The sequence below is a fragment of the Nocardia carnea NBRC 14403 genome, from assembly GCF_000308515.1.
Lineage (GTDB): Bacteria > Actinomycetota > Actinomycetes > Mycobacteriales > Mycobacteriaceae > Nocardia > Nocardia carnea.
Window position 1 is genome coordinate 81,772 of record NZ_BAFV01000057.1, and the last position, 25,416, is coordinate 107,187.

Annotated in this window: 27 protein-coding genes; 12 read left to right on the forward strand and 15 right to left on the reverse strand. The window is 65.5% G+C overall.

The features are described 5' to 3' along the window. Nucleotides 1-235 precede the first annotated feature (235 nt). Nucleotides 236-1,240, forward strand: a complete 1,005-nt coding sequence (locus tag ON22_RS21360) for a DUF6542 domain-containing protein (RefSeq protein WP_197039648.1) — start codon at nucleotides 236-238, stop codon at nucleotides 1,238-1,240. A 215-nt stretch (nucleotides 1,241-1,455) separates the two neighbouring features. Here the strand turns inward: ON22_RS21360 and ON22_RS21365 are convergent, their stop codons facing one another. Next, nucleotides 1,456-2,463 carry a 4-hydroxy-3-methylbut-2-enyl diphosphate reductase gene (locus tag ON22_RS21365; RefSeq protein WP_033243374.1) on the reverse strand — a complete coding sequence of 336 codons (1,008 nt, stop codon included), beginning with the start codon at nucleotides 2,461-2,463 and terminating at the stop codon, nucleotides 1,456-1,458. A gap of 133 nt (nucleotides 2,464-2,596) precedes the next feature. Between ON22_RS21365 and ON22_RS21370 the strand changes: the two genes are divergently transcribed. From ON22_RS21370 to ON22_RS21380, 3 genes are read left to right on the forward strand one after another with little or no spacing between them, the layout of a single operon-like run. Continuing rightward, nucleotides 2,597-3,370: a lipid droplet-associated protein gene (locus tag ON22_RS21370; protein WP_033243375.1), complete on the forward strand. Its 774-nt coding sequence runs from the start codon at nucleotides 2,597-2,599 to the stop codon at nucleotides 3,368-3,370. Nucleotides 3,371-3,384: 14 nt separating this feature from the next. Next, the gene (xseA, locus tag ON22_RS21375; protein ID WP_051157920.1) at nucleotides 3,385-4,740 is read left to right on the forward strand and encodes an exodeoxyribonuclease VII large subunit; all 1,356 of its coding nucleotides are present in this window, start codon (nucleotides 3,385-3,387) and stop codon (nucleotides 4,738-4,740) included. Continuing rightward, entirely contained in the window at nucleotides 4,737-4,976 is a 240-nt protein-coding gene (locus tag ON22_RS21380) for an exodeoxyribonuclease VII small subunit (protein WP_051157906.1), read from the forward strand. Before xseA ends, ON22_RS21380 begins: the two co-directional genes overlap by 4 nt. Nucleotides 4,977-4,980: 4 nt before the next feature. On the opposite strand, the gene ON22_RS21385 is transcribed toward ON22_RS21380, so the two are convergent. Further along, nucleotides 4,981-5,550, reverse strand: coding sequence for a DUF4245 domain-containing protein (locus ON22_RS21385; RefSeq protein ID WP_033243377.1), 570 nt, complete (start codon nucleotides 5,548-5,550; stop codon nucleotides 4,981-4,983). 132 nt (nucleotides 5,551-5,682) lie between these two features. Between ON22_RS21385 and glpX the strand changes: the two genes are divergently transcribed. The 3 genes from glpX to ON22_RS21400 all read left to right on the forward strand — a co-directional run bounded on the left by glpX (nucleotide 5,683) and on the right by ON22_RS21400 (nucleotide 8,662). Then, complete coding sequence (gene glpX, locus ON22_RS21390) at nucleotides 5,683-6,726, forward strand: class II fructose-bisphosphatase (RefSeq protein ID WP_033243378.1); 1,044 nt, start codon at nucleotides 5,683-5,685, stop codon at nucleotides 6,724-6,726. A 227-nt stretch (nucleotides 6,727-6,953) separates the two neighbouring features. After that, entirely contained in the window at nucleotides 6,954-7,580 is a 627-nt protein-coding gene (locus tag ON22_RS21395; protein WP_051157921.1) for an LGFP repeat-containing protein, read from the forward strand. A gap of 224 nt (nucleotides 7,581-7,804) precedes the next feature. After that, on the forward strand, nucleotides 7,805-8,662 hold the full coding sequence (locus tag ON22_RS21400; protein ID WP_033243678.1) for an acyl-ACP desaturase: 858 nt from the start codon (nucleotides 7,805-7,807) through the stop codon (nucleotides 8,660-8,662). A gap of 262 nt (nucleotides 8,663-8,924) precedes the next feature. Here ON22_RS21400 and ON22_RS21405 read toward each other — a convergent pair whose 3' ends face one another. Together ON22_RS21405 and ON22_RS21410 are read right to left on the reverse strand one after the other, a co-directional pair. Further along, entirely contained in the window at nucleotides 8,925-10,325 is a 1,401-nt protein-coding gene (locus tag ON22_RS21405) for a class II fumarate hydratase (protein ID WP_033243379.1), read from the reverse strand. Nucleotides 10,326-10,644: 319 nt separating this feature from the next. Further along, entirely contained in the window at nucleotides 10,645-11,220 is a 576-nt protein-coding gene (locus ON22_RS21410; protein ID WP_033243380.1) for a helix-turn-helix domain-containing protein, read from the reverse strand. 91 nt (nucleotides 11,221-11,311) lie between these two features. Between ON22_RS21410 and ON22_RS21415 the strand changes: the two genes are divergently transcribed. Then, nucleotides 11,312-12,313, forward strand: a complete 1,002-nt coding sequence (locus tag ON22_RS21415) for an NAD(P)/FAD-dependent oxidoreductase (RefSeq protein WP_051157922.1) — start codon at nucleotides 11,312-11,314, stop codon at nucleotides 12,311-12,313. Continuing rightward, a complete protein-coding gene (locus tag ON22_RS21420; RefSeq protein WP_033243381.1) occupies nucleotides 12,313-13,512 on the forward strand; it encodes an MFS transporter in 1,200 nt (399 codons plus the stop codon). The genes ON22_RS21415 and ON22_RS21420 overlap by 1 nt, the downstream gene beginning before the upstream one ends. Nucleotides 13,513-13,619: 107 nt before the next feature. Here ON22_RS21420 and ON22_RS21425 read toward each other — a convergent pair whose 3' ends face one another. The 10 genes from ON22_RS21425 to ON22_RS21455 form a co-directional block, all read right to left on the reverse strand. Then, entirely contained in the window at nucleotides 13,620-14,015 is a 396-nt protein-coding gene (locus tag ON22_RS21425; RefSeq protein ID WP_156052251.1) for a hypothetical protein, read from the reverse strand. 87 nt (nucleotides 14,016-14,102) lie between these two features. After that, nucleotides 14,103-14,993 (reverse strand): hypothetical protein, encoded by an 891-nt coding sequence (locus ON22_RS21430; protein WP_033243383.1) that lies wholly within the window; start codon nucleotides 14,991-14,993, stop codon nucleotides 14,103-14,105. 377 nt (nucleotides 14,994-15,370) lie between these two features. Then, complete coding sequence (locus ON22_RS36800; protein ID WP_156052252.1) at nucleotides 15,371-16,270, reverse strand: hypothetical protein; 900 nt, start codon at nucleotides 16,268-16,270, stop codon at nucleotides 15,371-15,373. After that, nucleotides 16,267-17,193, reverse strand: coding sequence for a hypothetical protein (locus tag ON22_RS21435; protein ID WP_033243384.1), 927 nt, complete (start codon nucleotides 17,191-17,193; stop codon nucleotides 16,267-16,269). The genes ON22_RS36800 and ON22_RS21435 overlap by 4 nt, the downstream gene beginning before the upstream one ends. Nucleotides 17,194-17,279: 86 nt before the next feature. Beyond that, a complete protein-coding gene (locus ON22_RS35870) occupies nucleotides 17,280-17,504 on the reverse strand; it encodes a DUF397 domain-containing protein (protein ID WP_081595737.1) in 225 nt (74 codons plus the stop codon). Then, nucleotides 17,501-18,373: a helix-turn-helix domain-containing protein gene (locus tag ON22_RS21440; protein ID WP_255218545.1), complete on the reverse strand. Its 873-nt coding sequence runs from the start codon at nucleotides 18,371-18,373 to the stop codon at nucleotides 17,501-17,503. The genes ON22_RS35870 and ON22_RS21440 overlap by 4 nt, the downstream gene beginning before the upstream one ends. Nucleotides 18,374-18,763: 390 nt before the next feature. After that, nucleotides 18,764-19,471, reverse strand: a complete 708-nt coding sequence (locus tag ON22_RS21445) for an ESX secretion-associated protein EspG (protein ID WP_033243386.1) — start codon at nucleotides 19,469-19,471, stop codon at nucleotides 18,764-18,766. Next, the gene (locus ON22_RS34805; protein WP_051157907.1) at nucleotides 19,468-20,832 is read right to left on the reverse strand and encodes a hypothetical protein; all 1,365 of its coding nucleotides are present in this window, start codon (nucleotides 20,830-20,832) and stop codon (nucleotides 19,468-19,470) included. Before ON22_RS34805 ends, ON22_RS21445 begins: the two co-directional genes overlap by 4 nt. A gap of 3 nt (nucleotides 20,833-20,835) precedes the next feature. Beyond that, nucleotides 20,836-21,465, reverse strand: a complete 630-nt coding sequence (locus tag ON22_RS35875) for a DUF3558 domain-containing protein (protein ID WP_081595738.1) — start codon at nucleotides 21,463-21,465, stop codon at nucleotides 20,836-20,838. Next, nucleotides 21,462-21,860 (reverse strand): hypothetical protein, encoded by a 399-nt coding sequence (locus ON22_RS21455; protein ID WP_051157908.1) that lies wholly within the window; start codon nucleotides 21,858-21,860, stop codon nucleotides 21,462-21,464. The genes ON22_RS35875 and ON22_RS21455 overlap by 4 nt, the downstream gene beginning before the upstream one ends. 372 nt (nucleotides 21,861-22,232) lie before the next feature. On the opposite strand from ON22_RS21455, the gene adh reads away from it, so the two are divergent. Then, complete coding sequence (adh, locus tag ON22_RS21460) at nucleotides 22,233-23,750, forward strand: aldehyde dehydrogenase (RefSeq protein WP_033243387.1); 1,518 nt, start codon at nucleotides 22,233-22,235, stop codon at nucleotides 23,748-23,750. Then, a complete protein-coding gene (locus ON22_RS21465) occupies nucleotides 23,750-24,151 on the forward strand; it encodes a DUF779 domain-containing protein (RefSeq protein WP_033243388.1) in 402 nt (133 codons plus the stop codon). The genes adh and ON22_RS21465 overlap by 1 nt, the downstream gene beginning before the upstream one ends. 232 nt (nucleotides 24,152-24,383) lie before the next feature. Here the strand turns inward: ON22_RS21465 and ON22_RS21470 are convergent, their stop codons facing one another. After that, entirely contained in the window at nucleotides 24,384-24,656 is a 273-nt protein-coding gene (locus tag ON22_RS21470) for a hypothetical protein (RefSeq protein WP_033243389.1), read from the reverse strand. Between the two features lie 106 nt (nucleotides 24,657-24,762). Here ON22_RS21470 and ON22_RS21475 point away from each other — a divergent pair, with 106 nt between their 5' ends. Continuing rightward, entirely contained in the window at nucleotides 24,763-25,146 is a 384-nt protein-coding gene (locus ON22_RS21475) for a DUF488 domain-containing protein (protein WP_033243390.1), read from the forward strand. Nucleotides 25,147-25,416: the final 270 nt, after the last annotated feature.

Below are 25,416 nucleotides of genomic sequence, written 5' to 3' on the forward strand. Positions count from 1 at the left end.
ACGCCACACCGGCAACACGCCGACGTCGTTCTCCGCCCGCCGATCCGGCCGTATCGCGCGCCGGCGACGGTGTCCCACTCCGGCCCCGTGTCTCGAATGAGCCATCGTGGTGGGCGCCACCTACGGGACTGGACAGTCATGAATACGCCCGCCGAGCACGGTTTCCGCACAATCGTGGCGCCGGACCCGCCGTGCCGTAACGCGGCCGACCCTTCCGGGCGATAGTGTTCATTACGTGGCTGCTTCCCAACGAGTGAATTCCCGGGTGCCCGCGCCGCAACGTTCGATACTGCCGACGGTGCCGGGCGTACCGGCGTATGCCGCGGTGCTCATCGCGGCGGCGTGCACATTCGTGGGCTTCCTCATCGACGCCCTCGGCGATGTCACGGACCTCACCGGCACCTTCAGTACCTTCTATATCGTCGGCTGCCTGGCGGCCGTGGCGGTCGTGCGGTTCCGTGGCTTGTTCACGACGATGGTGTTACCGCCGCTACTGCTGTTCATCGCGGTCCCGATCGCCTACCGCCAGCTCACCGGAAGCAGTACCTCCTCGCTCAAGGACATCCTGCTGAACCTGGCCATCCCGCTGGTTCACCGCTTTCCGCCGATGATGCTGGCCACCGTGCTGGTGTTGCTGGTGGCCGCGATCCGGATCGCGCAGTACCGGTCGGAGAAAACGGCCCGGGAAACCGTCGAGGCACGGCGCGGTACCAGCTGGGCGCGGCGCGAACGGCGCACGAGCCGCGCGGAGCCGCGGAGCCGTACCGAAGACCGGCCGCGCCGCGATACCGCCAAACGGCCCGGGCGTGGACAATCCAAGCGTCCGGTGGCGGGCGAGGGAAAACCGGCACGCGGGGCCAAACCGACACGCGCCGAAACACTGGCCGCACGATCGAAGGCAAGCACGAAGACCAAGGCCAAACCCCGTCCGAAGCGTCCGGAGAACCCCGAACCGGATTACACCCGCGAATCCGCCCCCGACCCCTCACGGCGCGGTGGGCGCGGCCGGCCGGCCGGCGAACAACCGGCGCGAGCGGCCGCCCCGCGCGCCCGAGAGGCCCAGCCGCGGGGCCGGGAGGTGCATCCACCCCGCCCACCGCGCGCCGGCGCCCCGATGCCGGAAGAACCTGCCCGAGCGCGCCCCCGGCGCGGTGGCGGCGAACCACCGCGCCAGCCACAGGTCGCCCGGTTCCGCGATCGGGAGCCCATCCCGGAACGCCGGCGCCCGGAACGGATGTGAACGGCCGGGTCGACAGCCCGGCACCCACTATCGCTGCTGAACCACAGCCGTCAGCCCAGTGCGGGCAGAACTCCCTATCCTCGCGCGGCCGCCTATCGGCGTAATCGACCCGGGTACCGGATCGGGCGTAATCGAAACCGCCGGCCATCGGCGGGCAGCCGCCGAAGGTGGCGAACCTGCCCGGACCGATGACCGGCGGCCGGTGTGGTTCCGGGTCAGCGCCGGGCGGCGCGCAACTCTCGCGGTAGAGCGAAGACGAGGGTCTCGTTGGCGGTGGTCACCGGCTGCACCTCACCGAAACCGTATTCGGCCAGCATGTCCAGCACTCCGCGCACGAGGATCTCCGGGACCGAGGCTCCGGAGGTGATTCCGACCGTCTGCACGCCTTCCAGCCAGGCCGGATCGACCTCGCGTGCGTAGTCCACCAGATATGACGCCTTCGCGCCGGCGCCCAGCGCCACCTCCACCAGGCGCACCGAGTTCGACGAGTTCCGGGATCCGACGACGATCACGAGATCGCATTCCGGTGCCATCGCCTTCACGGCGACCTGCCGGTTCTGGGTGGCGTAGCAGATATCGTCGCTGGGCGGATCCTGCAGCGCCGGGAACTTCTCGCGCAGCCGGGAAACGGTCTCCATGGTCTCGTCCACGCTGAGCGTGGTCTGCGACAGCCAGATCACCTTGGATTCGTCGCGCACCCGCACCCCGTCGACCGCGCCGGGTCCGTCGACCAGTTGCACGTGGTCGGGCGCCTCGCCGGCGGTGCCTTCCACTTCCTCATGGCCTTCGTGACCGATCAGCAGGATGTCGTAGTCGTCGCGGGCGAATCGTTTGGCTTCCTGATGCACCTTGGTCACCAGGGGGCAGGTCGCGTCGATGGTGCGCAGGTTGCGTTCGGCGGCGGTGGTGTGGACGGCCGGGGAGACGCCGTGGGCGGAGAACACCACGAGTTCGCCCTCGGGTACCTCGTCGGTGGTGTCGACGAAGATCACGCCCCGTTCGCGCAGGGTTTCCACCACATGGCGGTTGTGCACGATCTCCTTACGGACGTAGATGGGCGCGCCGTGTTTCTCCAGGGCTTTCTCCACGGTTTCCACCGCGCGGTCCACGCCCGCGCAGTAGCCGCGCGGTTCGGCGAGCAGCACTCGTTTCCCCTCGGCGGTGACGGTGGCGGCGCCTGCCGAGCGAGTGATTCCGACATTCAACGGTATGGCCGAGGACATGCCGACAGGATACGTGCGTACCCGAGCCCCTGCTGCGGCCGTGCGCAGTGGCACACCCGCCCGCTGTCGCCGCGCCGGGCCGAGTGTGCTCACCCTCTTTTGCGGACCATGCGATATCGGGCAGGCTAGTACCATGTTTCGACCACCGTTCCTGGCCCGTGTCGCCGCCGGAGCCGCCGTCTACGTCTTGGAAGAGACGCGACGGCTGCCTTCCGCAGCGGTCAAGTTCCCCGTAACCGCGGTGAGCCAGCTGCTACAAGCAGGGATGCACGCCCAGCAGTTCGTCACCAGTCTCGCGATCAAAGGTGATTCGGTTTTCGACCGGATCGTCAACCGTCCGGAGGAGCAGCCGGAATGGGCGACCTTCGACGAGGACGACGACCTGCCGGTACGCCGGCCCGGTGCGGCTGCACCGGCGCGGGACAGCGGGTTCGACCGCTTCGATTCCGATCCGGTCGAGGTGGAGCTGGCGTTGCAGGAAACTCTGGCCGGGCTGCGTGCCATGCAGAACGGTAGTGCGGTACCCGAGGCCACCACCTTCGAGACCGAAGCGTGGGAGAAGCGGGTCGCGACGGAGCCCGCCCCGGAAACCGGCACCTCCGCCCCGGAGCCCGAGACTGCGCCTGCTCCGGAAGCCACGAGTGCCGCGGAGCCGGAGGCAGGCGATACCGCCCGAGCCGAGGCGAAGAACGATTCGGGGCCGGCGGATACCGCCGAGCCCGAACTTCCGGAGGTCGGCGCCCGCTACGACTACCCGAATATGACGCTCGCCCAGCTGCGCGGCCGTCTGCGCACGCTGACCGTTGCCGACCTGGTCGCGTTGCTGGACTACGAGCAGCGCACCCGGGACCGCGCGGCATTCGTCACCATGCTGACCAACCGGATCGCCACCGTGCGAGCCCAGTGACGGGAGCCGATTCGGTGTCCGCGGCCGGCCGGGCCGGTTCCGGCCGGTCCGGGCAGCCGCCCGCCCCCGCCAATTCCGCCGAACAGCCGTGGCCGGTGCGTTCGGTGTCGATGAAGGTCGCCCAGTGGATCGACCGGCTCGGCAGTATCTGGGTCGAGGGACAGCTGACCCAGATCAATCTGCGGCCCGGTACCCGCACCGCGTTTCTCGTCCTGCGCGACCCCGCCGCCGATATGTCGCTATCGGTCACCTGCGATCCGGCGCTGCTGCGCGACGCCCCGGTCCCGCTGCAGGAAGGCAGCCGGGTGGTGGTGTACGGCAAACTGTCGTTCTTCACCGGTCGCGGCACCCTGTCGCTGCGGGTCACCGAGATCCGCCCGGTGGGCGTCGGTGAACTGCTGGCCCGGATCGAACGGCTCAAGGCGCTGCTGGCCGCGGAAGGGTTGTTCGACGAGCGCATCAAACGACCTCTCCCGTTCCTGCCCGCGACCGTGGGTGTGATCACCGGCCGCGGTAGCGCGGCCGAACACGATGTGCTGACCGTGGCCCGCGGCCGCTGGCCCGCGGTGCGGTTCGAGGTGCGCAATACCGCCGTCCAGGGGCCTTCCGCGGTATCGCAGATTCTCGACGCGCTCGCCGACCTGGATCGTGATCCCGCTGTCGAGGTGATCGTGCTGGCGCGCGGCGGCGGCAGCGTCGAGGATCTGCTGCCCTTCTCCGACGAGACCCTGTGCCGCGCGATCGTCGCCGCGACCACGCCGATCGTCAGCGCGATCGGTCACGAACCCGATTCCCCGCTGTCGGACCTGGTCGCCGATCTGCGCGCCGCCACCCCGACCGATGCCGCCAAACGCGTCGTCCCCGATGCGGCCGCCGAAACCGCGCTGGTCCGTGAGCTGCGTTCCCGCTCCGCCGCCGCCCTGCGCGGCTGGGTCCAGCGGGAGGCCGCGGCGCTGGCGCAACTGCGTTCGCGGCCGGTCCTGGCCGACCCGCTGCGCGAACTCGGCCACCGCCACGACGAGGTCGAACGCCTGCGCGCCGCCGCCCGCCGCACCGTCACGGATCTGCTCCGGACCGAATCCACCACCGCCGGGCATCTGCGGCGCCAGCTGACCGCTGTGGGACCGGCCGCGACGCTGGCCCGCGGCTACGCTGTCGTGCAGCGAGTGGCGGGCCCCGAACGCCATGTGGTGCGCAGTATCGAGGACGCACCCGCGGGTAGTCAGCTACGGATCCGGGTCGGTGACGGCGCGATTTCCGCCGCCGGCCTGGGGACGATCCCGCTCGGCGAGGGCCGCTCCCCGACCCGGCGCGGCGCCGAGCCGGGCGCGAACGATACCGCTGAACCGCACCACACCGAGAGGACCTGACCGTGCCCGATACCAGCGCCACCGACGAACTGGGCGAGATCGCCGGTTTCGGCTACGAACGCGCCCGTGACGAACTGGTCAATGTGGTGAAGATGCTGGAACAGGGCGGTATGGATCTCGACGATGCTCTGGCCCTGTGGGAACGCGGCGAGGCCCTGGCCAACCGTTGTGAGGAGCATCTGGCCGGTGCCCGGCAACGGGTGGAGAAGGCGCTCGCCGACTCCGAGCGGGAATAGCCGGTTACCGGGACGGTAGCGGCTGCGCGGCCGTCACCGCCGCGGCCAGCGTCTCGAAGGCCGCGGTATCGCCGGCGCCGCGGATCAGCGCCCGGCTGTCCCCGAAATCGGCGACCCATGCGGGTTCGGCGTCCGGCTCGTCGTACACGACCCATTTCTGGCCGCCCGTTTCCCGTGTGCCGGTGGCGTACCGGGTGCCCACCACATGGTCCATCAGCACTTCTTCGGTGGCGTCGCTCTGGTTCAGTTCCATGTAGGTGCCGGCGCCGGTGATGTAACCGATGGTGCTCACCGTGCCGCCCCCGGCGGCGGGGATGGTGTCGCGGCTGCCCGAATTCGGTTTCCAGTTCTCCGGCAGCGCCGGTTCCCGCACCGGGAACCGGAGGTTCTGCGCGTCGGAGCGCAGGGCCGCGGCGGCATCGAAACTCGGGATCGTGCCCTGTGTCGGACCGTTGGCCGCGAAACTGCATTGGCTGGTGAGCCCGGCGAACACCACGGCGATCAGTACCAACGGGATCAGCGACCAGACGAGATCCCGGTAGTCGTTCATGATGCGTGGCTTCTTGTTCGGCACGCTCCCAGTATCCACCGTGGTAGAGGCACCACCCCGCCCCGCCCCCGGTACTGCCGTACCAGCTGATCATTTCCGCGGAACGGGTCAATGCGACAATTACCCCGAAGTTCCGACGCCAAGGAGGCACCCGCTATGACGGCATCCGCGACCCCTTCGAGCCGCCGCGAGGCGCCCGACCGCAACCTCGCGCTCGAACTCGTCCGCGTCACCGAGGCCGGTGCGATGGCGGCGGGCCGCTGGGTGGGACGCGGCGACAAGGAAGGCGGCGACGGAGCGGCCGTCGATGCGATGCGGCAGCTGGTCAGCTCGGTGTCGATGAGCGGTGTCGTGGTGATCGGTGAGGGCGAGAAGGACGAAGCGCCCATGCTCTACAACGGGGAGAACGTCGGCGACGGCACCGGCCCCGAAGTGGACTTCGCGGTCGACCCGATCGACGGCACCACCCTGATGTCGAAGGGTTCGCCGGGCGCCATCTCGGTACTCGCGGTCGCCGAACGCGGCGCCATGTTCGATCCGTCGGCCGTGTTCTATATGCACAAGATCGCCGTGGGCCCCGATGCGGCCGATGTGATCGATATCTCGGCGCCGATGGCGGAGAACATCCGGAAGGTCGCCAAGGCCAAGAGCGCGTCGGTGTCCGATATCACCGTCTGCATCCTGGACCGGCCGCGGCACGCCGGCCTGATCCAGGAGGTCCGCGAAGCCGGTGCCCGGATCCGGTTGATCTCCGACGGTGATGTCGCGGGCGCGATCGCCGCGGCCCGCCCCGATTCCGGCACCGATATCCTCGTCGGCATCGGCGGCACCCCGGAAGGCATCATCGCTGCCGCCGCCATCCGCTGCATGGGCGGCACGCTGCAGGGCAAACTCGCCCCCAAGGACGACGACGAGCGCCAGAAGGCGATCGATGCCGGCCACGATCTGGATCGTGTCCTGGTCACCGAGGATCTGGTGTCCGGCGACAACGTCTTCTTCTGCGCCACCGGCGTCACCGACGGCGACCTGCTGCGCGGCGTCCGCTACTACGGTGGCGGTGCCTCCACCCAGTCGATCGTCATGCGGTCGAAATCGGGCACGGTCCGGATGGTCGACGCCTACCACCGGCTCACCAAGCTGCGCGAGTATTCCTCGGTCGATTTCCACGGCGACGAACACGCCAATCCGCCCCTGCCGTGACAGCGGGTGCCGGCGCGTGATCCGCGCGTCGGCACACCCACCACAGCAAATATCGGGCATACGATCCTGCGCCTGTCGATTACAGGTACGATCCCCGTGACCACCGAAGGTGGTGACGCCACGGATTTCGCGCTGGGTAGCCGTTGCGTTGCCACCTCAATGTGCCGGAGTGATGAGCCACGCGGCCGCGGCCGCGAATCACGCCGGCCTGTCGCGAGAGGATGGACATGCACCACTTCGCTCGACGTTCAGCAGGATTCACGATTGCGCTCGCGGCCGCAGGCCTGCTGGTTGCGGGCTGCGGCGACGACGACACCACGGTCTCGGACACTGTCGGTTCGGTCACCTCACAGGTGATGCCCGGCGAAAACACCGGCGAGGGCAACACTCCACCCGGGTCGCCGGGAGCGGAGGGGTCGCCCACCGAAACCACCGGTGCCGAGGGATCGCCCACCCCGGACCAGGATCCCAACGCCGATGCCGGCGAAACCACAGTGCAGACACCGGACGGCACCGAGGTCACGGTGTCCGGCAGCATCTATCAGAAATACAACGAGGCGGGCGGCCCGGCCGGCACGCTCGGTATGCCCGAAGGCGAGGAGCAGGTCGCCGGTGACGGTGGCCGCTACCAGAACTTCGTCGGCGGCACCATCTTCTTCAGTGAGGACACCGGGGCCCACATCGTGTGGGGCGATATCCGGGAGGCATGGGAAGCCAATGGCGGCGCCGAGGGCGAACTCGGGTTCCCGGTCTCGGACGAGCAGGATGCCCCGGAGGGCAAGATGAGCGAGTTCGAGGGCGGCACCATCACCTGGAACTCCTCCGACCGCTCCACCACCGTCACCCAGAATTGATTTCCGGCACAGGGGCGCTCGCCGCGGCGGGCGCCCCTTCTACTGTCCGCGGGAATCCGGCCGAAAAACTGTTGCCGCGGCATACCCCGACCAGAATCCGCGATCACTTCTCGAGTGCTTCGGAAACCGTTCATGATCACCACCGGAGCTGGACCTGTGACCGATAATTCCCAACCCGCCCCGGCGCTCACCCGATCTCCCCGGCGACCGGCTACCGTGTGTGCGTGCAGAATCTGTTGACCGACCGCGACCTGCTGGAATCCCTCGCGGTAGAGGTGGAACTGACCATACGGCGCCATACGGAAACCGCCGATGAATGGCAGCCGCACGACTACGTCCCGTGGGACGCCGGACGCAACTTCGCCTTCCTCGGCGGCACGGACTGGGACCCCACCCAGTCCACACTGAGCGATACCGCACGCACGGCGCTCACCGTGAGCGTGCTCATCGCCGATAATCTGCCCTCCTATCACCGGGAGATCGGCAAATATCTGCGAACCGGTGCATGGTGGCGCTGGGTGGGCCGCTGGACCGCCGAAGAAGCCCGGCATTCCGTCCTGATCCGCAACTACCTGATGACCAGCCGCGCCTGCGATCCGGTGGAACTGGAACGGTTGCGCATGGGTCATATGACCAACGGTTTCCGCCGGGAACCGATGCACCTGCTCGACGTGCTGGCCGCCTGCGCGTTCGAAGAGAAGGCCTCCGCCATCCGGCACCGCAACACCGCAGCGCTCGGAGAGAACGAGCTGGTCACCGCCATCAGCGAGCGGATCGCGCAGGACGACGAAACCCAAGCGGAGGTTTTCGCCGATCTGCTGGCGGCCGGATTCGAGCAGGCACCGGACCAGGCCGTGCGGGCCGTCGCCGACCAGATCGCCGCGTTCCGGGTCCCTTCGGTCACCCTGCCCGACGGCCGCAGCAGCGACGAGGTGCTGGCCGAGGCCGGAATCTACGATCCGGCGAAACAGGACGAGCTGGTCTTCGCCCCGCTGCTGCAGCGCTGGAATATCTTCGGCCGCACCGATCTCGGTGAAGCCGGCGAGGCGGCGCGAGCCGAGCTCGACCGCTTCCGCTCCTGACCGATACCGGGGCCAGCCCTCCCCCGGCCCCGGTACACCAGGCGGGTTGCGGTATGCAGCCACGGCCTGCCATGGCGCCCTGCCGCTGCAGGCGGTCGCCGCGCGGCCATCTGCGGTGCGATATTCGTAGCGACTGCGGACAGCGCGGGCGGCACATTGCTGTAATCTGCCGACTCCGGCGGCTACCGGCCCGACCGTCGAAGTCCGGGCGGTGAATTCCGGCCGCCCGCAACTTCGAATCGACAGCCGCAAGCCGCCGGCTTCAGTCCTTGTCGATTTTGGTCATGGACAGCACGTCCAGGCGCCGGTCCAGTTCTTCCTCGCTGAGCTTTTCGCCGACCAGCCCTCGGTCGATCACCGTCTGCCGGATCGTTTTCTCCTCCCGCAGCGCCTGTTTGGCGACCGCCGCGGCCTCCTCGTATCCGATCGCCGAATTCAACGGTGTCACAATCGAAGGTGAGGATTCGGCCAGCGTGCGAAGCCGTTCGGCATTCGCGGTGAGTCCGTGGATACACCGGTCGGCGAACAACCGGGAGACCGCCGCCAGCAGGCGAATGGATTCGAGCACATTGCGCGCCATCACCGGAATGTAGACATTCAGTTCGAAATGCCCGCCCGCCCCGGCGAACGCCACCGCGGCATCGTTACCGACAACCTGCGCCGCCACCTGCGTAACAGCCTCGGGCAGAACAGGATTGACCTTGCCGGGCATAATGGAACTCCCCGGCTGCAGATCCGGCAACTGCAGCTCCCCCAGCCCGGTCAGCGGCCCGGATCCCATCCAGCGGATATCATTGGCGATCTTCGTCAGGCTCACCGCGACCGTGCGCAGCGCCCCGGAAACCTCCACCAGGCCGTCCCGCGCGGCCTGCGCCTCGAAATGATCCTCGGCTTCGCTCAACGCGTCGATCCCGGTGGTGCGCACCAGTTCCGCCACCACCTTCGTGCCGAACCCGGCGGGCGCGTTCAAACCGGTACCGACCGCCGTCCCGCCGATCGGCAGCTCTCCCAGCCGCGGCAGCGTCGCCAGCAGCCGTTCCATCCCCGCCGCGACCTGCCGCGTGTATCCCCCGAACTCCTGGCCCAGCGTCACCGGCACGGCGTCCATCAGATGCGTACGACCCGATTTCACCACCGTCCGCCACTCACTGGATTTGTCCAGCAGCGCGAGCCGCAGATGCTCCAGCGCCGGCAGCAGATCCTTGATCACGGCCTCGGTCGCCGCCAGATGGGTGGCAGTCGGGAAGGTGTCATTCGACGACTGCGACATGTTCACGTGATCGTTCGGATGCACCGCGACCCCGTTGTTCGCCGCGATCGAAGCGATCACCTCGTTGGCGTTCATATTCGAACTGGTTCCCGACCCGGTCTGGAACACATCGATCGGGAACTGGTCGTCGTGCCGCCCCTCGGCGATCTCCGCGGCGGCCGCGATCACAGCGCCGGCCTTCTCCGCGTCGAGCAGACCGAGCTCCCGGTTGACGACAGCGCAGGCCCCCTTCAGCAGCCCGAGCGCCCGGATCTGCGACCGCTCCAGCCCGCGCCCGCTGATCGGGAAATTCTCCACCGCCCGCTGCGTCTGCGCCCGCCACAGCGCATCCACCGGAACCCGGACCTCGCCCATAGTGTCGTGCTCGATGCGATACTGCGTCTCCTCGCTCATAACCCGACCCTATGCCGGACCCGCCCGAAGTTGGCGTGCCACGCGTGCGTTCTGAGTCACCCGGAGAGTCGGGAAGGCCCGCCCGTCAAACGAGCAGTTCCTCGGCCTCGACAACTTCGAGCGCCCTCCGCAGCCGCTTCTACAACTGGTCGAGGTCATCGCAAAAGTGAGGGCAATGGCGACATGCTGCTCGCATCCGCGCATATTGCGGGGAAATCGTCTACCTCGGCGGGCTCGTTGTCGCAGGGAAGGACCTTCTTGACGCTGGGCCGTGCGAGGCGCAGGGGGCGGCTCACGGATCACACATCATCCTGCGTCATCACCGTGAGGTGCGCAGGTGGATGCGTTCGCCCTGTTTTCCGAAGAGACTGAGTACTTCGACGCTGCCGCGTCCGGCGGCACCGAACCAGTGCGGGATCTGGCAGTCGAATTCGGCTGCTTCACCTGTTCCCATGATGAAGTCGTGGTCGCCCAGTTTCACGCGGAGTTGTCCCCGGAGAACGTAGAGCCATTCGTAGCCTGCGTGGGTCCGCAGATGGGGCTGTTCGTCGTGCGCGGGAATGGTCATCTTGTAGGCGCGTGGTTCTCCCTGATGCCGCGACAGCGGAATCAAAATTCGGCCGCCTGTCGTGGTGGGCTGCTGCGGCACGCGCGGATCGAGTATCCGGGGCGCGGAGACTATCTCGTCGAAGGGGATGCCGAGCGCTGCGGTGATCGGCAGGAGAAGTTCCAGACTCGGCTTGCGCTGAGCTGATTCCAGACGCGACAGCGTGCTGGTCGAGATACCAGTGGCTCGTGCGAGATCGGCCAGACTGACGCCCTTCTTCTCACGGGCGCGCCGCAGGCGAGGAGCGATCTGTTCGATCACGGCACCGACGGTCGGTTGCTCATCCATGGGATGCAGTCAATCAAATGTGTCCCGGAATCGGCAACGATGCTTGTCGATATCGATGGATTTCCCGATCCTGTGGAGGGAGGTGATCCGAATGGACGCAACAACAGATCCAACCAATGGATCAATTGCAGAGGCGGTTTGGGACGCGGTAATCGTCGGTGGTGGAGCCACCGGATTATCGGCCGGGGTCGTGCTCGCCAGGGCTCAGTTCACGACCTTGGTCATTGATGGCGGTGCACCCCGGAACGGGCCCGCCGACCGCATGCACGGGTACCTGACCCGGGATGGCATGGTGCCGAGAGAGTTCCTCACGACCGGGCGAGCCGAGCTGACCCGTTACGGCGGGAGGCTCGAGCGGGCGTCGGTTTCCGGCCTGCGGCATGCGTCGGACGCCACGTTCGAGCTGCAACTCGATGACGACCGCGCCCTGCGCGCACGGTCGCTGCTGATCGCCACCGGGCTGACCGACGAGCTACCGGACATCCCGGGCCTGTCCGAGCGGTGGGCGTCGCAGGTACATCACTGCCCCCACTGCCATGGCTACGAAGTGCGGGGGCAATCCATCGCCGTGATCGGCAGCGCGATGGAAGCGGCATCGAAACATCTTGCCGCGCTGATGCGCCGCTACAGTTCGTCGGTGACGTTCTGCGTCAATGGCATCGAGGTCAGTGCTACCGAGCGGCAGCGTCTCACGGCGTACGGCGTGCGCCTGATCGATGCGGGCGTCACGCGGGTCGTGACGGGCGCCGACACCGTGGCCGGGAACCCGGTCGCGATCGAGCTCGACAACGGCCAGACAGTCGGGTGTTCAGCCATCTTCGTGGCGCCTCGCCCAGCGCCCCACGATGCGATCCTGACCGAGCTGGGCGCAACCAGGGACCCGGTGACCGGACTCGTTGCCGTCGACTCCCAAGGCACCACGAGTTGCCCCGGGCTCTGGGCGGCCGGGAACGTGGTCAACCCCCGGGCCCAAGTCATCGGCGCCGCGGGCGCGGGCTCGACTGCGGCCATCGGGATGACCGGCTGGCTGCTCGACCAGGAGCTGTCTGCTGCCGTCTCGGCCGACCTGCTCGACGTCGGAGGGGCGAGCTGATGGTGAGCACCGATACAGAGAGTTCTCGAACCAGTCGCTCCCAACGGCTACCGGCCGGTGTCTACCTGCTGGGGTTCAGCCTGTTTGCCATGGGAAGCGCGGAATTCCTGCTGGCAGGTGTACTGCCTGCGGTCGCCGCCGATCTGGACACCACGCTCGCCTCGGCCGGGCTTCTGATCACCGCGTTCGCGCTGGGGGTCGTGCTCGGCGGGCCACCGTTGGCCGTGCTCAGTCTGCGCTGGCCTCGCCGGACCGCGTTGATAACAACCCAGTGTGTCTTCGCAGCCAGCATTGTCGTCGGACTGTTCGGCAACTACGAAGTCTTGCTGCTCACCAGGGTGATTTCGGGAATCGCGTACGCGGCCTTCTTCGCTGTCGCGTCGGTGACGGCGATCAGCTTGGTGACACCGGACCGGAATGCCCGTGCCTCCGGAGTCGTGGTCAGCGGCCTCAGCGTGGCAATGGTCGCCGGCGGTCCCGCAGGCACACTGCTCAGCCATTTCACCGACTGGCGCGGCGGCTTCTGGGCCGTGGCGGCCCTCACGGTCGTCGGGATCATCTGCTGTCGTCTCGGACTCCCCACAGCCGGCTCGGGCACCGACTCGGCTTCCGGGCCGAGCGTGTCGCGGGAGCTCGCCACGATGCGGAACCCGGCCCTCTGGGGGATCTACGCGATCACGATCCTGACCACGGCGGCATACATGATCACGTTCAACTACCTGGCAGCCATGCTCGCCGACATCACCGCCGTCCCCGAGGTATGGATCCCGGCGATCCTCGCCCTGTTCGGAGTCGGCGCCTTCATCGGTCTGTCCATCGGCGGTCGAATCTCCGATAAGCGCCCTCACCTCGCACTGCTCACCGGCGCACCGGCGATCGTGGTCCTGTCGGTCGTCATGCTTGTCGCGATCGGGCAAGTCTGGGCGGTGGTACCTACGGTATTCCTGTTGGGCGTCGTCGCGTTCGTGCTGAACCCCGCCGTCTACGGCCGCGTCTTCGCGATCGCAGCCGACGCCCCGACCCTCGCCGGCGCAACCACCGTGTCGGCATTCCAGCTGGGCATCAGCATCACGCCCGTTCTGGCAGCCGCTCCACTCACCCAGGGGGCCGCTCTCACATCGGTGTGCCTGATCGGAGCCGCCCTCGCCGCGGCCGCTATCCCCCTCATTCTCCTCGACCGGGCACGAAAGGCCCGCTGAACGAAACACATGGCGGCTGACACGACCTCAGCCGCCACGTGTTCGTTCGAGCGCACAATCCACACTGCCACTGGCGAATCACGCCACATAGTACGATCCGACTGCAACTACTGGCGTTGTCTCGGCGCCGTGGATACGGGGATACCCGACAGTGCGGCTGCCGATACGGCGACCTCCTCCATCGACTTGTCGTACATGCCGTCCATGAGGACCAGCGGCGAGAGGTAGGTCTTCTTGTTCAACTTCCCGAGCAGAGCCTGCCAGCGCGGGAGTTGGCGCAGGTAGATCTGGTCGTCGTGGAGTATGAAGGCGAGCACCTGTCTGCGGTCGCGGGCTGTCGCCCGGAGGGCGACGATCCTGATCTCGCGCAGCGCTTCCCAGCCGATCCGCACTCCGTCCTTCGGCGAGTGCAGGCCGTCGGCGTCGAGGATTGTGGGATGCCCCGGAATCGACCAGGACAGCAAGTGGCCGAAGTGCGCGATTATCGGAACGGCCGGAACCACGGCAAGCACAGGGCGCGCGGGCGGCCGAGCTTCTGCTCCGCGTACGCCCGCCCACGTGTGCCAGAGTCACCGCGCGGCTCCGGATGGTCAGGCGAGCAGTTCCTCCGCCGCGACAACTTCGAGAGCCCTCCGCAGCCACTTCTGCAGCTGGTCGAGGTCATCGCAAGAAGTGATGACATCTCGGACCTGGTCGGACACATCTATTCCACGGGCGTCGAGGACAGTCAGGATCGAGTTCGCCTCACCCTTTGCCTCACCCCTTGCCTCACCCTCGGCCCTGCCCTCGGCGATGTACTTGCGGGCGAAGTCGCTGGTGAAGTTGTAATCACGCAGACCGGTGGACATAAAAGCCTCCCAAGCAGGACGAACAGCACGCGGCAGCATCGTCAGGATGAAGTCATGGTATCGCAGGGCCGGGTCCGCCCCCAGTGTTCGAAAACTCGTGGCCAGGGCCATCCAGATCCGGGCGTGATCGGGGTGGTGCGGGTGGGCGACGGCAGACAATACGGCCAGTTCCGGCAGTTCCGTTGCCACCTGCGGATCGGTGACCACCGGTACCGTCGACGGGGCCAGGACCAGCGGCGTCAGTGTGGTGGGTGGGTTACCGAAGCCGATTTCGAGTGGTTTGGCAGCCCACTTCGCGGTCCGCCGATCCGCGCAGACGACCAGAAGCAGGACCGGGCATTTCATCCGTGCCCGCAGCGATGTGGTGTACACCGGCCACGCCCATGGTTTATCCGGGTCCGGGCGTAGCTGGATTTCGACCACGACCGCCAGGACCGTTTCGCCGCCACGGCGGAACGCCAGTACCGCATCGGCGTAGTACTCGGTGGGCGCCACGACAGCCGCTCGTTCGGAGCGGGGTTCCACCGTCTCGTAGTCGGGTAGCTCGTAACCGAGCGCGGACAACAGCGAAGCGACCAGTTGTGGCCGCTCCGTGAACATATCGATCACCACTTCGTGCGGGGTCGAAGGCATAGCACGCAACGTAGCCGACGCCACCGACAACTCTTGAGCGACAGAGGTTTCCGACATGACTCGCACAACTACAACGACGCTGTGACGATTGCTCGTACCGCAGTTCCGATGGCCGGAGCGGGCGATACCGTGATCCCGGAAGGCAGTCCCCGACCCCTCCGATTCCAGTGAGGCGCGCTCGACCCTATGCCGGACCAGCACGAGGTTGGCGCGCCACGCGTGCGGTCCGGTCACCGGGAGATTCAGGAGGGTCACGCCCGTCAGACGAGCAGTTCCTCTGCCTCGACAACTTCGAGAGCCCTCCGCAGCCACTTCTGCAACTGGTCTAGGTCATCGCAGGGGCCGGTCCGCCCCCAGAGTTGGGCATTTCATCCGAACTATTTGCCGCACCGCTCGACCTGAAGAAACCAGTGCGGAACTTCAGGACAGGTCAGCAAATCTCTCCTCGCCAGGTGTTCATGCAGGAACTCCATTATCGAAAGCAATGAGTTCGGATCACATTTGCGGCCATGCAGGGGAACTCCGAATATTCCCGGCCGGTCGAACATTTTATCCCGAGCAGGTACAGACGAATCCGAGAGATGAAACTCCAGCAATGGCAAATTCTTGGCTTTCCCAGAAGAGAACATCCCCGCACCGAGTGTGGACACATCCTGCCAGGAGACGAACTCCTCTTTCCCTTTACCGAACGGTACCGAAAGGCGTCGAACAATCCCCGAAGGATGGATGCAGACTTGGACTCCCCACTTACTGAGTGCGACGAAGAACAGTACCGCACACCCCAGAGTCACCGAGAAAACCAGGGACACCGTCGCGCCACCCGTATTAGATTTGGATATCGGGAGAAGGGCACTTCCGCCCACCCGCCAATCCAACCATCCACAGAACCCGTACACCGACATTCCCGTCAGGGCCGGAAGTAGACGGGTCGACTCGATGCGGTCAACGTCCAATCGAATACCCGAACCGTACGCATCATCGTTGTACGGTGTGATTCCCGGATTCCTACGGGGAAGATATTCGAACAACAGAGAAGCGAAGAAGTACGCCAGGCCAAGAAATGCCAGAACTCCACCACTTGAACCCAGAACAACAACGGGTCCGGAATCCCATGACACCCCCAGAACCGGCGTGACAGCCAGCGCCGAAAAGAAGCCCGCAAGAACAACCGGTACGATCACAGCGGACCTCGATCGATCTCTCGGCCAGCCCTCGATCCAGTCCACCTGGGGAAATTTGCCGTCCGGGCTGCCGCGCTGCCACTCGGCGAGAATCACAACGCCTCGTCTTTCTCTTGCTGCCGCGACGACCGGCGCAGATCGTTCCGCTTCTCCACTTGCAGAAACCATCGGGGCAGATCCGGCGCGGCCAAAAGCGAACGCGCCGGACTATACTCTTTCAGATATTGCATGATCGACAACAAAGAATTGAGGTCGCATCGGACCAGATGAATCGGCAGGCCCAGCACACCCGGCTTGTCGAACAGCTTGTTCCGCGGCTCTACCGCGGTGCCCGAGTACTCTATTTCGATCATCGGGTGCGATGAGTTGTACGTAGCAATCGATGCCGCTCTGAGCGCGGTGATTTTACCCCAAGGAATGAACTCCTCGCGGACCCTCCCGAACGGTAGGGCGGTTTTTCTGGCCACTCCGCCAGGATAGATTTCCACCGTAATCATCCATCTGAACGCGATGGCCAGAAATATACCGATTACTGCCGCCGTCGACCCGAGGACCAGGATCCAGGTGGCACCGGCCCGATCGGCCTTGGACAAGGGCAATAAATGGCTGCCGCCGTTTTTCCAATCCAGCCAGGCGCATACCCCGTACAGCGCACAACCCGCCAGGGCACACAAACCGAGGATTTGATTGGAATGCCCTATGACCAGCCGGATTCCGGGCCCGCGCGTGTTATCGATGTGATGCCTGACGCCCGAATTGCGCCGAGGGAACAACCAGGACAGCTTCCCGATTGACGCGGATGCTGCACCGAGCATCATCAGCGCTCCGCCGCACGCACCGGTAACCGGTATCCACCCGGCATCGAGTGGGACCATGGCCAAGGGAAGTGCCGCCAGCGCAAGAAACAACAGCGCGAAGACCAGCGGGACTACAACAGCGCCGACAGAGCGGTCTACCGGCCAGTGCTCGCGCCATTCCACGTCGGGGAATCGGTCATTTTCTTTATCCGTCGCTACCATATGGCGTCACCCGGGATGCCCGGCTCAGATCGCCGGAATCGCACGGTCGCCGGATATGCCCAACGGCGAAGTTCACACGGAAGCAACTATCCGACCGAGCCGGTATCAGATTCTGCACTGTGCCCGGCACGCGCTAGACCGGTAAGGAAACCGACCCAGTCCTCCGCACCGAAGATCAGGGCTGGGCCGGTGGGATACTTGGAGTCGCGCACTGCCACCGTTCCGGCATCCAGAAACGCAACCTCTACACAATCGCCCTGCCCACTACTAGCACTACTTTTGAACCACTGGGCGGCGGATAGGTCCCTCATTGCTTCAACTCCTTCGATGCCGCTAGCATGAGCTCACCGGAATCCTGTTCCGAGTGAGCTGTCCGCCGCAGCCTTTCCCTCACGCGCGCATACTCGGCAACCTCTGGCTCGTGGTCGATGTAGATCCTGCCGAAACGTCCTTCCACATAGGCTACCGGGGCCTGCCGCAGCCTTGATGTCGGTAATGGTGGGAGATCGAACAGAACGAATGGCCCCGTGACCGCACCGATCGGATCTTTGGCACTACTGCCGACGATCTGCACGTGAACATTTGGCCGATGAGAGGCCTCCAACAGGTACGACAACTGGTCTGCGAGTACGGTCGGCCCACCGATGACCGTTTCCAAGACCGACTCAGCAATCAGTCCCTCGAATCGAAAATCCTGCTTGTCCAACAGCTCTTGACGCCGAAGAACGACATCGAGACTCTCCTCGATCTCATTCGACGGCATATCCGGAAACTCTGCCCACAGCAGTGCGCGACGGTACTCCCTGGTTTGCAGCAATCCTGGAACGAGGCAGGTTTGCCACGAAAATATCTGTATCGCAGATTCTTCCAAGCTGATGAAATCGCTGAAGTTTCCCGGAACCGCATCCCCGTACGACAGCCACCAAGCACCATCGAAACCGGCAGACTTCCTGATAGCCTGCGCGAGGTCGAGCACGATGAGCCGCTCCTCGTCCGTACTCGAGAATGCGTTACACAGTGCGTTCATGGCCAGATCGGTGACCTTGGTCGGCCGGCCATCCTCCAATCGTCCGTAGGACTGCGGTGACACTTCCGCAACCCGTGCGGCGCCGGACTGTGTCATCCCTTCCCGCAGGCGCATTTTGCGAAGCTGCCGGCCCAAGGCACGGCGGGGAAGCATGGACCCACTACCCACAATGATTACCCTCGCTAACTGGATTGTCTCGATATGGAAGGCGCCGCGGTGGAAATCCCGCTCTACCACGACATTTCCCCAGTGCAGAGGCAGCGCAACTGCGTGGCTGTCCTATCTACTGGAGATACGCCCCACGCAAGGCGTTCCGTGACTTACCTTCACGAAACGTCCCCACTGCAACACCGAAAGTTTGTGGGAGGGTCCGGCACTGTCCATGTGCCCCCGCCGGATCCTGCGCCGGGCGTAGGCCAAGACTAACCCGAGGAGTGAAAGATGGTGGACGATTGCGCTTCTGCGCCACTGACCGCTACCAGCGGCGGCTCATACCCGCCGGCGCCCGCTGCCGTGGGAACAGCGGGGGCCGGGGGATATCGTTCAGAACGGGGCGATCAGTTGTGTGAGTGCGCGTTTCAGTTCGTCATGCGAGACCGGGTCGATATGGAAGTCCCGGTAGCGGTGCCGGTAGACGTAGCGGCCGTCGTCGGCGATATCGAACCAGCTGAGGTAGCGCGGTTCCGGCGGCTCGGGATCGCGGAGCCGGTGGCGTGCCTGCAGGAAGCCCGATCCCGCCCGGGGCGCTTTCAGCATCCGGCGCATATGGTCCGCGGGTTGCGGTTTTCCACCGTTCCAGATCTCGTAGGTGTCGCGCAGCCGATCGATACTCTCCACCAGCGGTGGACGGGTACCTTTGGGCAGTTCGCCGAGGATCTGCAGGAAGATTCGCGGGACGATCGCCGTGGTCCCGATCTGCACCACGAATTTTCCGTCGAAATCGGTTTCGGTGCCCGGGAACTGCACCACGGTGACTCCGGCCGTTCCCGCGAAGGCACCGTAGGCGCGGATTCGGCGGCGCCGGCTGCCCGACAGCGTGAGCGTGGATTCGGGATCCGCCGCCGCCCGCAACGCGGCCGTGAGATCGGGATCGGCACCACGCGGGTACTCGGTTTCGATCCGGGCCGCCAGCCGCTGGTATTCGTCCTCCCACTGCACCGACGAACGCAACTCCAGCGGATACGGGTAGCGATCCTTACCCGTCTCCTTCCAGACGTGCATGAACTCGTCCGGTGTGAATTCCCATTTCACCGACGGTCTCCACGATCATCGGCCGGTTGCGCGGCAGGGGCGTCGCCGCCCAGCACACCGTCCAGCAGTTGGGGCCGGGCACCGAACAACTCTTCCTCGCGATCATGAACGAGATAGTCGGGCACCTTGTGCTCCTCGTCGTCCTCACCTCGCCTGGCCCCCGCGCCGCCGCCCATCATCCCGGGCATACCCGACATGCCGCGACTGGCACCCGCAGCGGCAGCCGCGGCCGCGGGCCCGCCGGCCGGGCCGTTCGGCGTACCGCCGGGAGCTCCCGGGACGGTTTTACCCGGTGCCTGATTCTGCGGCGGTGCACCGCCGGGCATCCCGGGCGAACCGGGAGTTCCGGTAGGTGCGCCGGGCGAACCGGGCGTGGTGGTCGAGGACGTGGTCCGCTGCGGATCACCGGTCGGAGTGCCCGGAGTGGTCCCCGGTTGTTGCGTCGTGGTGGTGGGATTCTCGGTGCTGCTCGCCGTGGTCGCCTGGGGGTCTTCCGCCGAACCGGGAGTTTCCTGCGGCTGCTCGCCGGTTTCGTTCTGCCCCGGATTCTCACCGTTCGGCGCCTGCGAACCGGGTCCGGAGGTGGTGCCATCGGTTCCGCCGGTAGATGTCCCGTTCGGTCCTATCGGACCGGGCTGATCGCCCGGCATCTGCACCGGGACGAAGGTCGGCACACCCTCGCCCGCGGGCTGGTAGGTGGGCTTGTAGGCCATGTTCATCACTTCGACGGCGGCCAGTCGCTGCTCTTCCTTGTAAGTGTCGAACGCGGCTTGGGCCGCCGGATCAGCCGCGCCGACCACGGTTTGTGCAACCACGAAGGGGTCGTTCACAGATGTGGTCACGGCGGTGCCGCCCGGCGTCGCCTGGGTAGGCGGCGGCGGTACGGATTTCTTCACCACTTCTGCACCGTAGGCGGCCGCGTCGATTCGCATACCGACAGCGTTGATGACCTCTTGGACGTCGGTCGCCTGGTCGAAGAATGTCCGCGAGGCTTGATTCGCCGCATCCGCGAATTCGCCGGCCATACCGTCGGAGAGCTCGCGCTGAATGGAGAGGAGGGAACCGAACAGGGCACCCCCCAGTGAGTTCGCAATAGACTGATAATTCTCTGCCACAGCATGCATCAAGCCGGGCTTCATCTCCTCGACCTTCGCATGAATCTCTTCATGTGAGAGGCCCTCGAACAACTCCATCCGCGTTATATATGCGGGATCTTGCCCCCCATGAGAGACCTGGGAACCGAAATGTTGCGCACCGTCCAGGCGTTGCTGTCCCGATAGTCGCTCCTGCACGGATTCAGGATTGATACCCAGTGCGGGACCGAACTGCCCGAGTGGCGAACCGGTGTTCTCATCGCTCATAGGTCAGTTCTCCGCACCTATTTCAGGCTCCAGAGCAGTAGCGATCTCCACAACGCCATCGCAAAGTTGCAGTCCTGCCTCAACACCTTCGAAGGTACGAGTGGAGCTGAACATGACGATTCCGGCCTTGGACCGTACATGAACACTGCAAACATCATCCATATCTGGATACTTCACCAAGAGGGCCTCGCGCCCGTTCACGGTCAAAGGCTCACTATGTGCACCATTCTTCTGTAGATCTTCTTCCCAGGACACGTTGCCCGAATTGACTGAAAGACCACGAAGTTCACCATCGAAATCGCAGGTAAGAAATGAATACTCCGCCACGATATCTTGGCCCCGACGACGCGAAGCCGGGTCGAGGCCAGCCTTCCTGACAGCGGCATCACTCATCCATGTACACGGATCAAAAACCACTTCAGGCCGATCGTCTGCCGTGTACTCGTTGTCCAGCGGAGGCGGCTGCAATCGCGAGGCCGTCAAGGTCGGCCTGGACGGTCCGGCCGAGGAACTCGTAGAGGGCTCGGGCGTGCCCGACACCGTCTCGGCCGGTTCATCCACACCAGCACAAGCCACGAGGCCTGCGAGCGATCCGGCTGTGGCAATGATCGCCAGTAGCTTCCGTGAATTCATTCCACAGCCTCTCCTGCGACAGTCAGTGCCCGACTATTCATCGCATCTGCCTCCTCGAAAGCTCCTCCGGCGTGCAGGTAGGCCGCAGCCATACGCAATGCAGCCTCCTTGATGCCCTTCAGCGCGTCTGTCGTCGAGCCGCCCTTATCCGCGAATTTTCCTTGGAGCTCCTGGGCCGAGTTGAACCCTCCGAACCCCGATACCTCCTGCAAGCGTTTGGAGTTCGTGATCTGTTGGTCCACGCAGGTGTCGACCAGCCGCGTGTACACCGCCGCACACCGCTCCGCGACTCCCCGCTCCATCCGGAACGTCCCGGACACCGCCTGCTGGTACAGCGCGTTCGCCGTCCCCTGCCCGACATCCATAGGCTCGGCCCACCCTTCGTAAAACTTCACTCACCCTAATGGACGCACCCCAACTTCAACCGGTTCCCCTGTTTGCCCTACAGGACTCGACCGGCCCCGCGGCACTGGATCTTTCCACCCTCCACGCCGCAGCGTAGTACCGGTGATCTCGACGTCCGCATCCCGAAGTAGATATCCGCGGGCGTCCGACAGCACGGCAAAGAGCGCCTATCCGGCTGCGTGCGCCGTACCCGGAGGTCTCGATATGCGACCACCCACCGGCGGCCACTCGCAACCCCGAACCCCCGACCTCCCATTCCTCAGGAACCCCGTGCACCCCGACCCCAAGCGCGGCATAGTGAGTTACATCACCACATCAACCCGGCGCGTATCACTGCGTCCGAGTCGAACGAGGAGCTCCTCATGACCTACGCCAAGCCCGGTGCCGACGGCAGCATCGTCAGCTATGCGAATCGATACGACAATTTCATCGGTGGTGAATGGACCGCGCCTGTCGAAGGGAAGTATTTCGACAATCCGTCGCCGGTCGACGGTGAAACCTTTTGTGAGGTAGCGCGTTCCACCGCGCCCGATGTCGAGTTGGCGCTGGATGCCGCGCATGCCGCCGCCGACGGCTGGGGGGCGACCTCCACGACCGAGCGCGCGAATATGCTGAACAAGATCGCCGATCGGATCGAGGAGAATCTGGAGGCCCTCGCCGTCGCGGAGACCTGGGAGAACGGGAAACCGGTCCGTGAGACCAAGGCGGCCGATCTGCCGCTGGCGGTCGATCATTTCCGCTATTTCGCCGGGGTGATCCGGGCCCAGGAGGGCGGGATCAGCGAGATCGATGCCGATACGGTGGCGTATCACTTCCAGGAGCCGCTCGGAGTGGTCGGGCAGATCATTCCGTGGAATTTCCCGATTCTGATGGCCACCTGGAAGCTGGCGCCCGCGTTGGCGGCGGGGAATGCGGTGGTGCTGAAACCGGCGGAGCAGACGCCGGCGTCGATTCTGAAGGTTGTCGAACTGATCGCCGATCTGCTGCCGCCGGGTGTGCTGAACGTGGTGAACGGGTTCGGGGTGGAGACCGGTAAACCGCTGGCGTCGAGCCCGCGGGTGGCGAAGGTGGCGTTCACCGGGGAGACCACCACCGGGCGGTTGATCATGCAGTACGCCAGCGAGAACATCATCCCGGTGACGCTGGAGCTGGGCGGTAAGAGCCCGAATATCTTCCTGCCGGATGTGATGGCCGCCGACGACGATTTCCTGGACAAGGCGGTCGAGGGGTTCGTGATGTTCGCGCTGAACCAGGGTGAGGTGTGCACCTGCCCGTCGCGTGCGCTCATCCATTCGTCGATCTACGACGAATTCATGGCCCGGTGTGTGGAACGGACGAAGGCCATCGTGGGCGGCGACCCGCTCGACGACGCCACCATGATCGGCGCGCAGGCCAGTAACGATCAGTTCGAGAAGATCATGTCCTATATCGATATCGGCCGGAAGGAAGGCGCCGAGGTTCTGACCGGCGGGAACGCGCGCACGGTCGACGGCTACCCGAACGGCTTCTACGTGGAACCGACCATCTTCAAGGGCAGTAACGATATGCGGATCTTCCAGGAGGAGATCTTCGGGCCGGTCGTCTCGGTCACCACCTTCGATTCCACCGAGGAAGCCCTGAAACTGGCCAACGACACCCTGTACGGACTGGGTGCCGGGGTGTGGACCCGCGACGCCAACACCGCCTACCGTCTCGGCCGCGGGATCAAGGCGGGCCGGGTGTGGACGAACTGCTACCACGCCTATCCGGCGCACGCGGCGTTCGGCGGGTACAAGAAGTCCGGGATCGGCCGGGAGAACCACGCCCGGATGCTGGATCACTACCAGCAGACCAAGAACCTGCTGGTGAGCTACGCACCGCAGAAGCTCGGATTCTTCTGATGCCGGAGCCGAACCGGGTGGAACTCACCGCGGCCGCGGCCCGCCTGCTGCACGAGTTGATCGAGCGGCACGGCCCGGTGATGTTCCATCAGTCCGGCGGCTGCTGCGACGGCAGTTCGCCCATGTGTTACCCGCGGGGCGAGTTCCGGGTCGGCGGGCAGGATGTGCTGCTCGGGGAGATCGACGCGGATACGCCGTTCTGGATGAGCGCCGACCAGTACGAATACTGGAAACACACCCATCTGACAGTGGACGTGGTGCCCGGCCGCGGCAGCGGGTTCTCGCTCGAGGCGCCGGAGGGTGTGCGCTTCCTGATCCGTTCCCGGCTGCTCACCGACGACGAATTCCTCCAACTGGAATCCGCGCCACCACCGCGGACGGGAGCAGATATCCCCGATTGACCCGGGTCGTGCCCTACGACCGTCCGGGCCCGGAAATAATCCGGGTTCCGGACGGTCCGAGAGGCACCGGCGGACTGCGATGAGTCGTCCGGCTGTGGGACGCCCTGTTCGGCGCGGAAGCGACCCGACCGCCGGTCGAGCGGTCGCTGAAGGCGATGTCCTCGATGAAGGAGATCGATGTACGCGCGATGCAGGACGCCTACGCGGGCAGATCCGGCGACCGATTCCGCGGTCAGGAATGTTCGCGCAGGTAATCCAGGTAGAAGCCACGCAGCGCCTCCGCGAGATCGCCGTCACCGGCATGGACGTAATCGTCGAGCATGGGGACCACCCATTTGATATCGGCCTCGCTCTCCCCGACGCGCCCCGCCGTGGCTTCCGCGGCAGGTATGCGGGTGAGCAGCTGCCAGAGGAAACGGATATCGCCGTGCCGCACCGCGAGCTTGACCGCCCGATCGTGCAGTTCCTTCGACGACAGGCCTTCCAACTCCTCGTTCGTGCCCATACCGCCGACTCTAATCCCGCCCGTCGTGTCCGGTCGCGTTTCCGGCCGCGAGCTTCGACCCGCGTGGCGCTCCCGGAGCGGACGACGCGCGTGATGCGATGGCACGATGACCGACGAGACCTACCCCGTCCCCAGCGGCTTCCAGGTCAAACGGGCCTACGAGGCACCGGAACCGGACGACGGTTACCGGGTGCTGGTCGATCGGCTGTGGCCGCGCGGGGTGACCAAATCCGCGGCCCGGATCGACGAATGGGCCAAGGACCTCACACCTTCGACAGAGCTGCGCCGCTGGTTCCACGAAGACCCGGAGAGCCGCCGCGACGATTTCGCGGACCGGTATCGCGAAGAACTCGCGGACCGGACGGCCCGGGAGGTTCTCGTCCGGTTGCGCGGCCTGGCGCGGACCAACCCGCCCGTCACTCTCGTCACCGCGGTCAAAGATCCGGGTAACAGCCATATTCCCGTACTGATGCAGTCCCTGGGCGAATAGCCGGCGACAGCGCCGGACGGATCGGCCGGGGCGAATACGGGGCGAACCCGGCCCTCGGACCGCCAGTGGCGGCCATACCCTGACGAGATCCCGACGAAGTCGCGAATAGCCTGCCTGACCTGCCCGAATATTCCGATTCGGGGCCCCGTTCACACCGAATTCATCAAACCCTCCCGCATTTCTGCGAGCGCACAGGGGCTGGTACGGGGTAGCTTCGGAGTGGCGGGTCACGCGTTGTGGCTCGCTCGGGAGGTCCTGACCGTGACTGAG

Excerpts from the sequence above, each read along its gene's own strand:
- ON22_RS21430 (WP_033243383.1), bottom strand. The coding sequence starts at position 14,993 with ATGCCTTCGACCCCGCACGAAGTGGTGATCGATATGTTCACGGAGCGG.
- ON22_RS21365 (WP_033243374.1), bottom strand. The coding sequence starts at position 2,463 with ATGTCCTCGGCCATACCGTTGAATGTCGGAATCACTCGCTCGGCAGGC.
- ON22_RS21475 (WP_033243390.1), top strand. The coding sequence starts at position 24,763 with ATGACCGACGAGACCTACCCCGTCCCCAGCGGCTTCCAGGTCAAACGG.
- ON22_RS21415 (WP_051157922.1), top strand. The coding sequence starts at position 11,312 with ATGGACGCAACAACAGATCCAACCAATGGATCAATTGCAGAGGCGGTT.
- ON22_RS21405 (WP_033243379.1), bottom strand. The coding sequence starts at position 10,325 with ATGAGCGAGGAGACGCAGTATCGCATCGAGCACGACACTATGGGCGAG.
- ON22_RS21410 (WP_033243380.1), bottom strand. The coding sequence starts at position 11,220 with ATGGATGAGCAACCGACCGTCGGTGCCGTGATCGAACAGATCGCTCCT.
- adh (WP_033243387.1), top strand. The coding sequence starts at position 22,233 with ATGACCTACGCCAAGCCCGGTGCCGACGGCAGCATCGTCAGCTATGCG.
- ON22_RS21440 (WP_255218545.1), bottom strand. The coding sequence starts at position 18,373 with ATGCTTCCCCGCCGTGCCTTGGGCCGGCAGCTTCGCAAAATGCGCCTG.
- glpX (WP_033243378.1), top strand. The coding sequence starts at position 5,683 with ATGACGGCATCCGCGACCCCTTCGAGCCGCCGCGAGGCGCCCGACCGC.
- ON22_RS21465 (WP_033243388.1), top strand. The coding sequence starts at position 23,750 with ATGCCGGAGCCGAACCGGGTGGAACTCACCGCGGCCGCGGCCCGCCTG.
- ON22_RS21395 (WP_051157921.1), top strand. The coding sequence starts at position 6,954 with ATGCACCACTTCGCTCGACGTTCAGCAGGATTCACGATTGCGCTCGCG.
- ON22_RS21370 (WP_033243375.1), top strand. The coding sequence starts at position 2,597 with ATGTTTCGACCACCGTTCCTGGCCCGTGTCGCCGCCGGAGCCGCCGTC.
- ON22_RS35875 (WP_081595738.1), bottom strand. The coding sequence starts at position 21,465 with ATGAATTCACGGAAGCTACTGGCGATCATTGCCACAGCCGGATCGCTC.
- ON22_RS21420 (WP_033243381.1), top strand. The coding sequence starts at position 12,313 with ATGGTGAGCACCGATACAGAGAGTTCTCGAACCAGTCGCTCCCAACGG.
- ON22_RS35870 (WP_081595737.1), bottom strand. The coding sequence starts at position 17,504 with ATGAGGGACCTATCCGCCGCCCAGTGGTTCAAAAGTAGTGCTAGTAGT.
- ON22_RS21470 (WP_033243389.1), bottom strand. The coding sequence starts at position 24,656 with ATGGGCACGAACGAGGAGTTGGAAGGCCTGTCGTCGAAGGAACTGCAC.
- ON22_RS34805 (WP_051157907.1), bottom strand. The coding sequence starts at position 20,832 with ATGAGCGATGAGAACACCGGTTCGCCACTCGGGCAGTTCGGTCCCGCA.
- ON22_RS21435 (WP_033243384.1), bottom strand. The coding sequence starts at position 17,193 with ATGGTAGCGACGGATAAAGAAAATGACCGATTCCCCGACGTGGAATGG.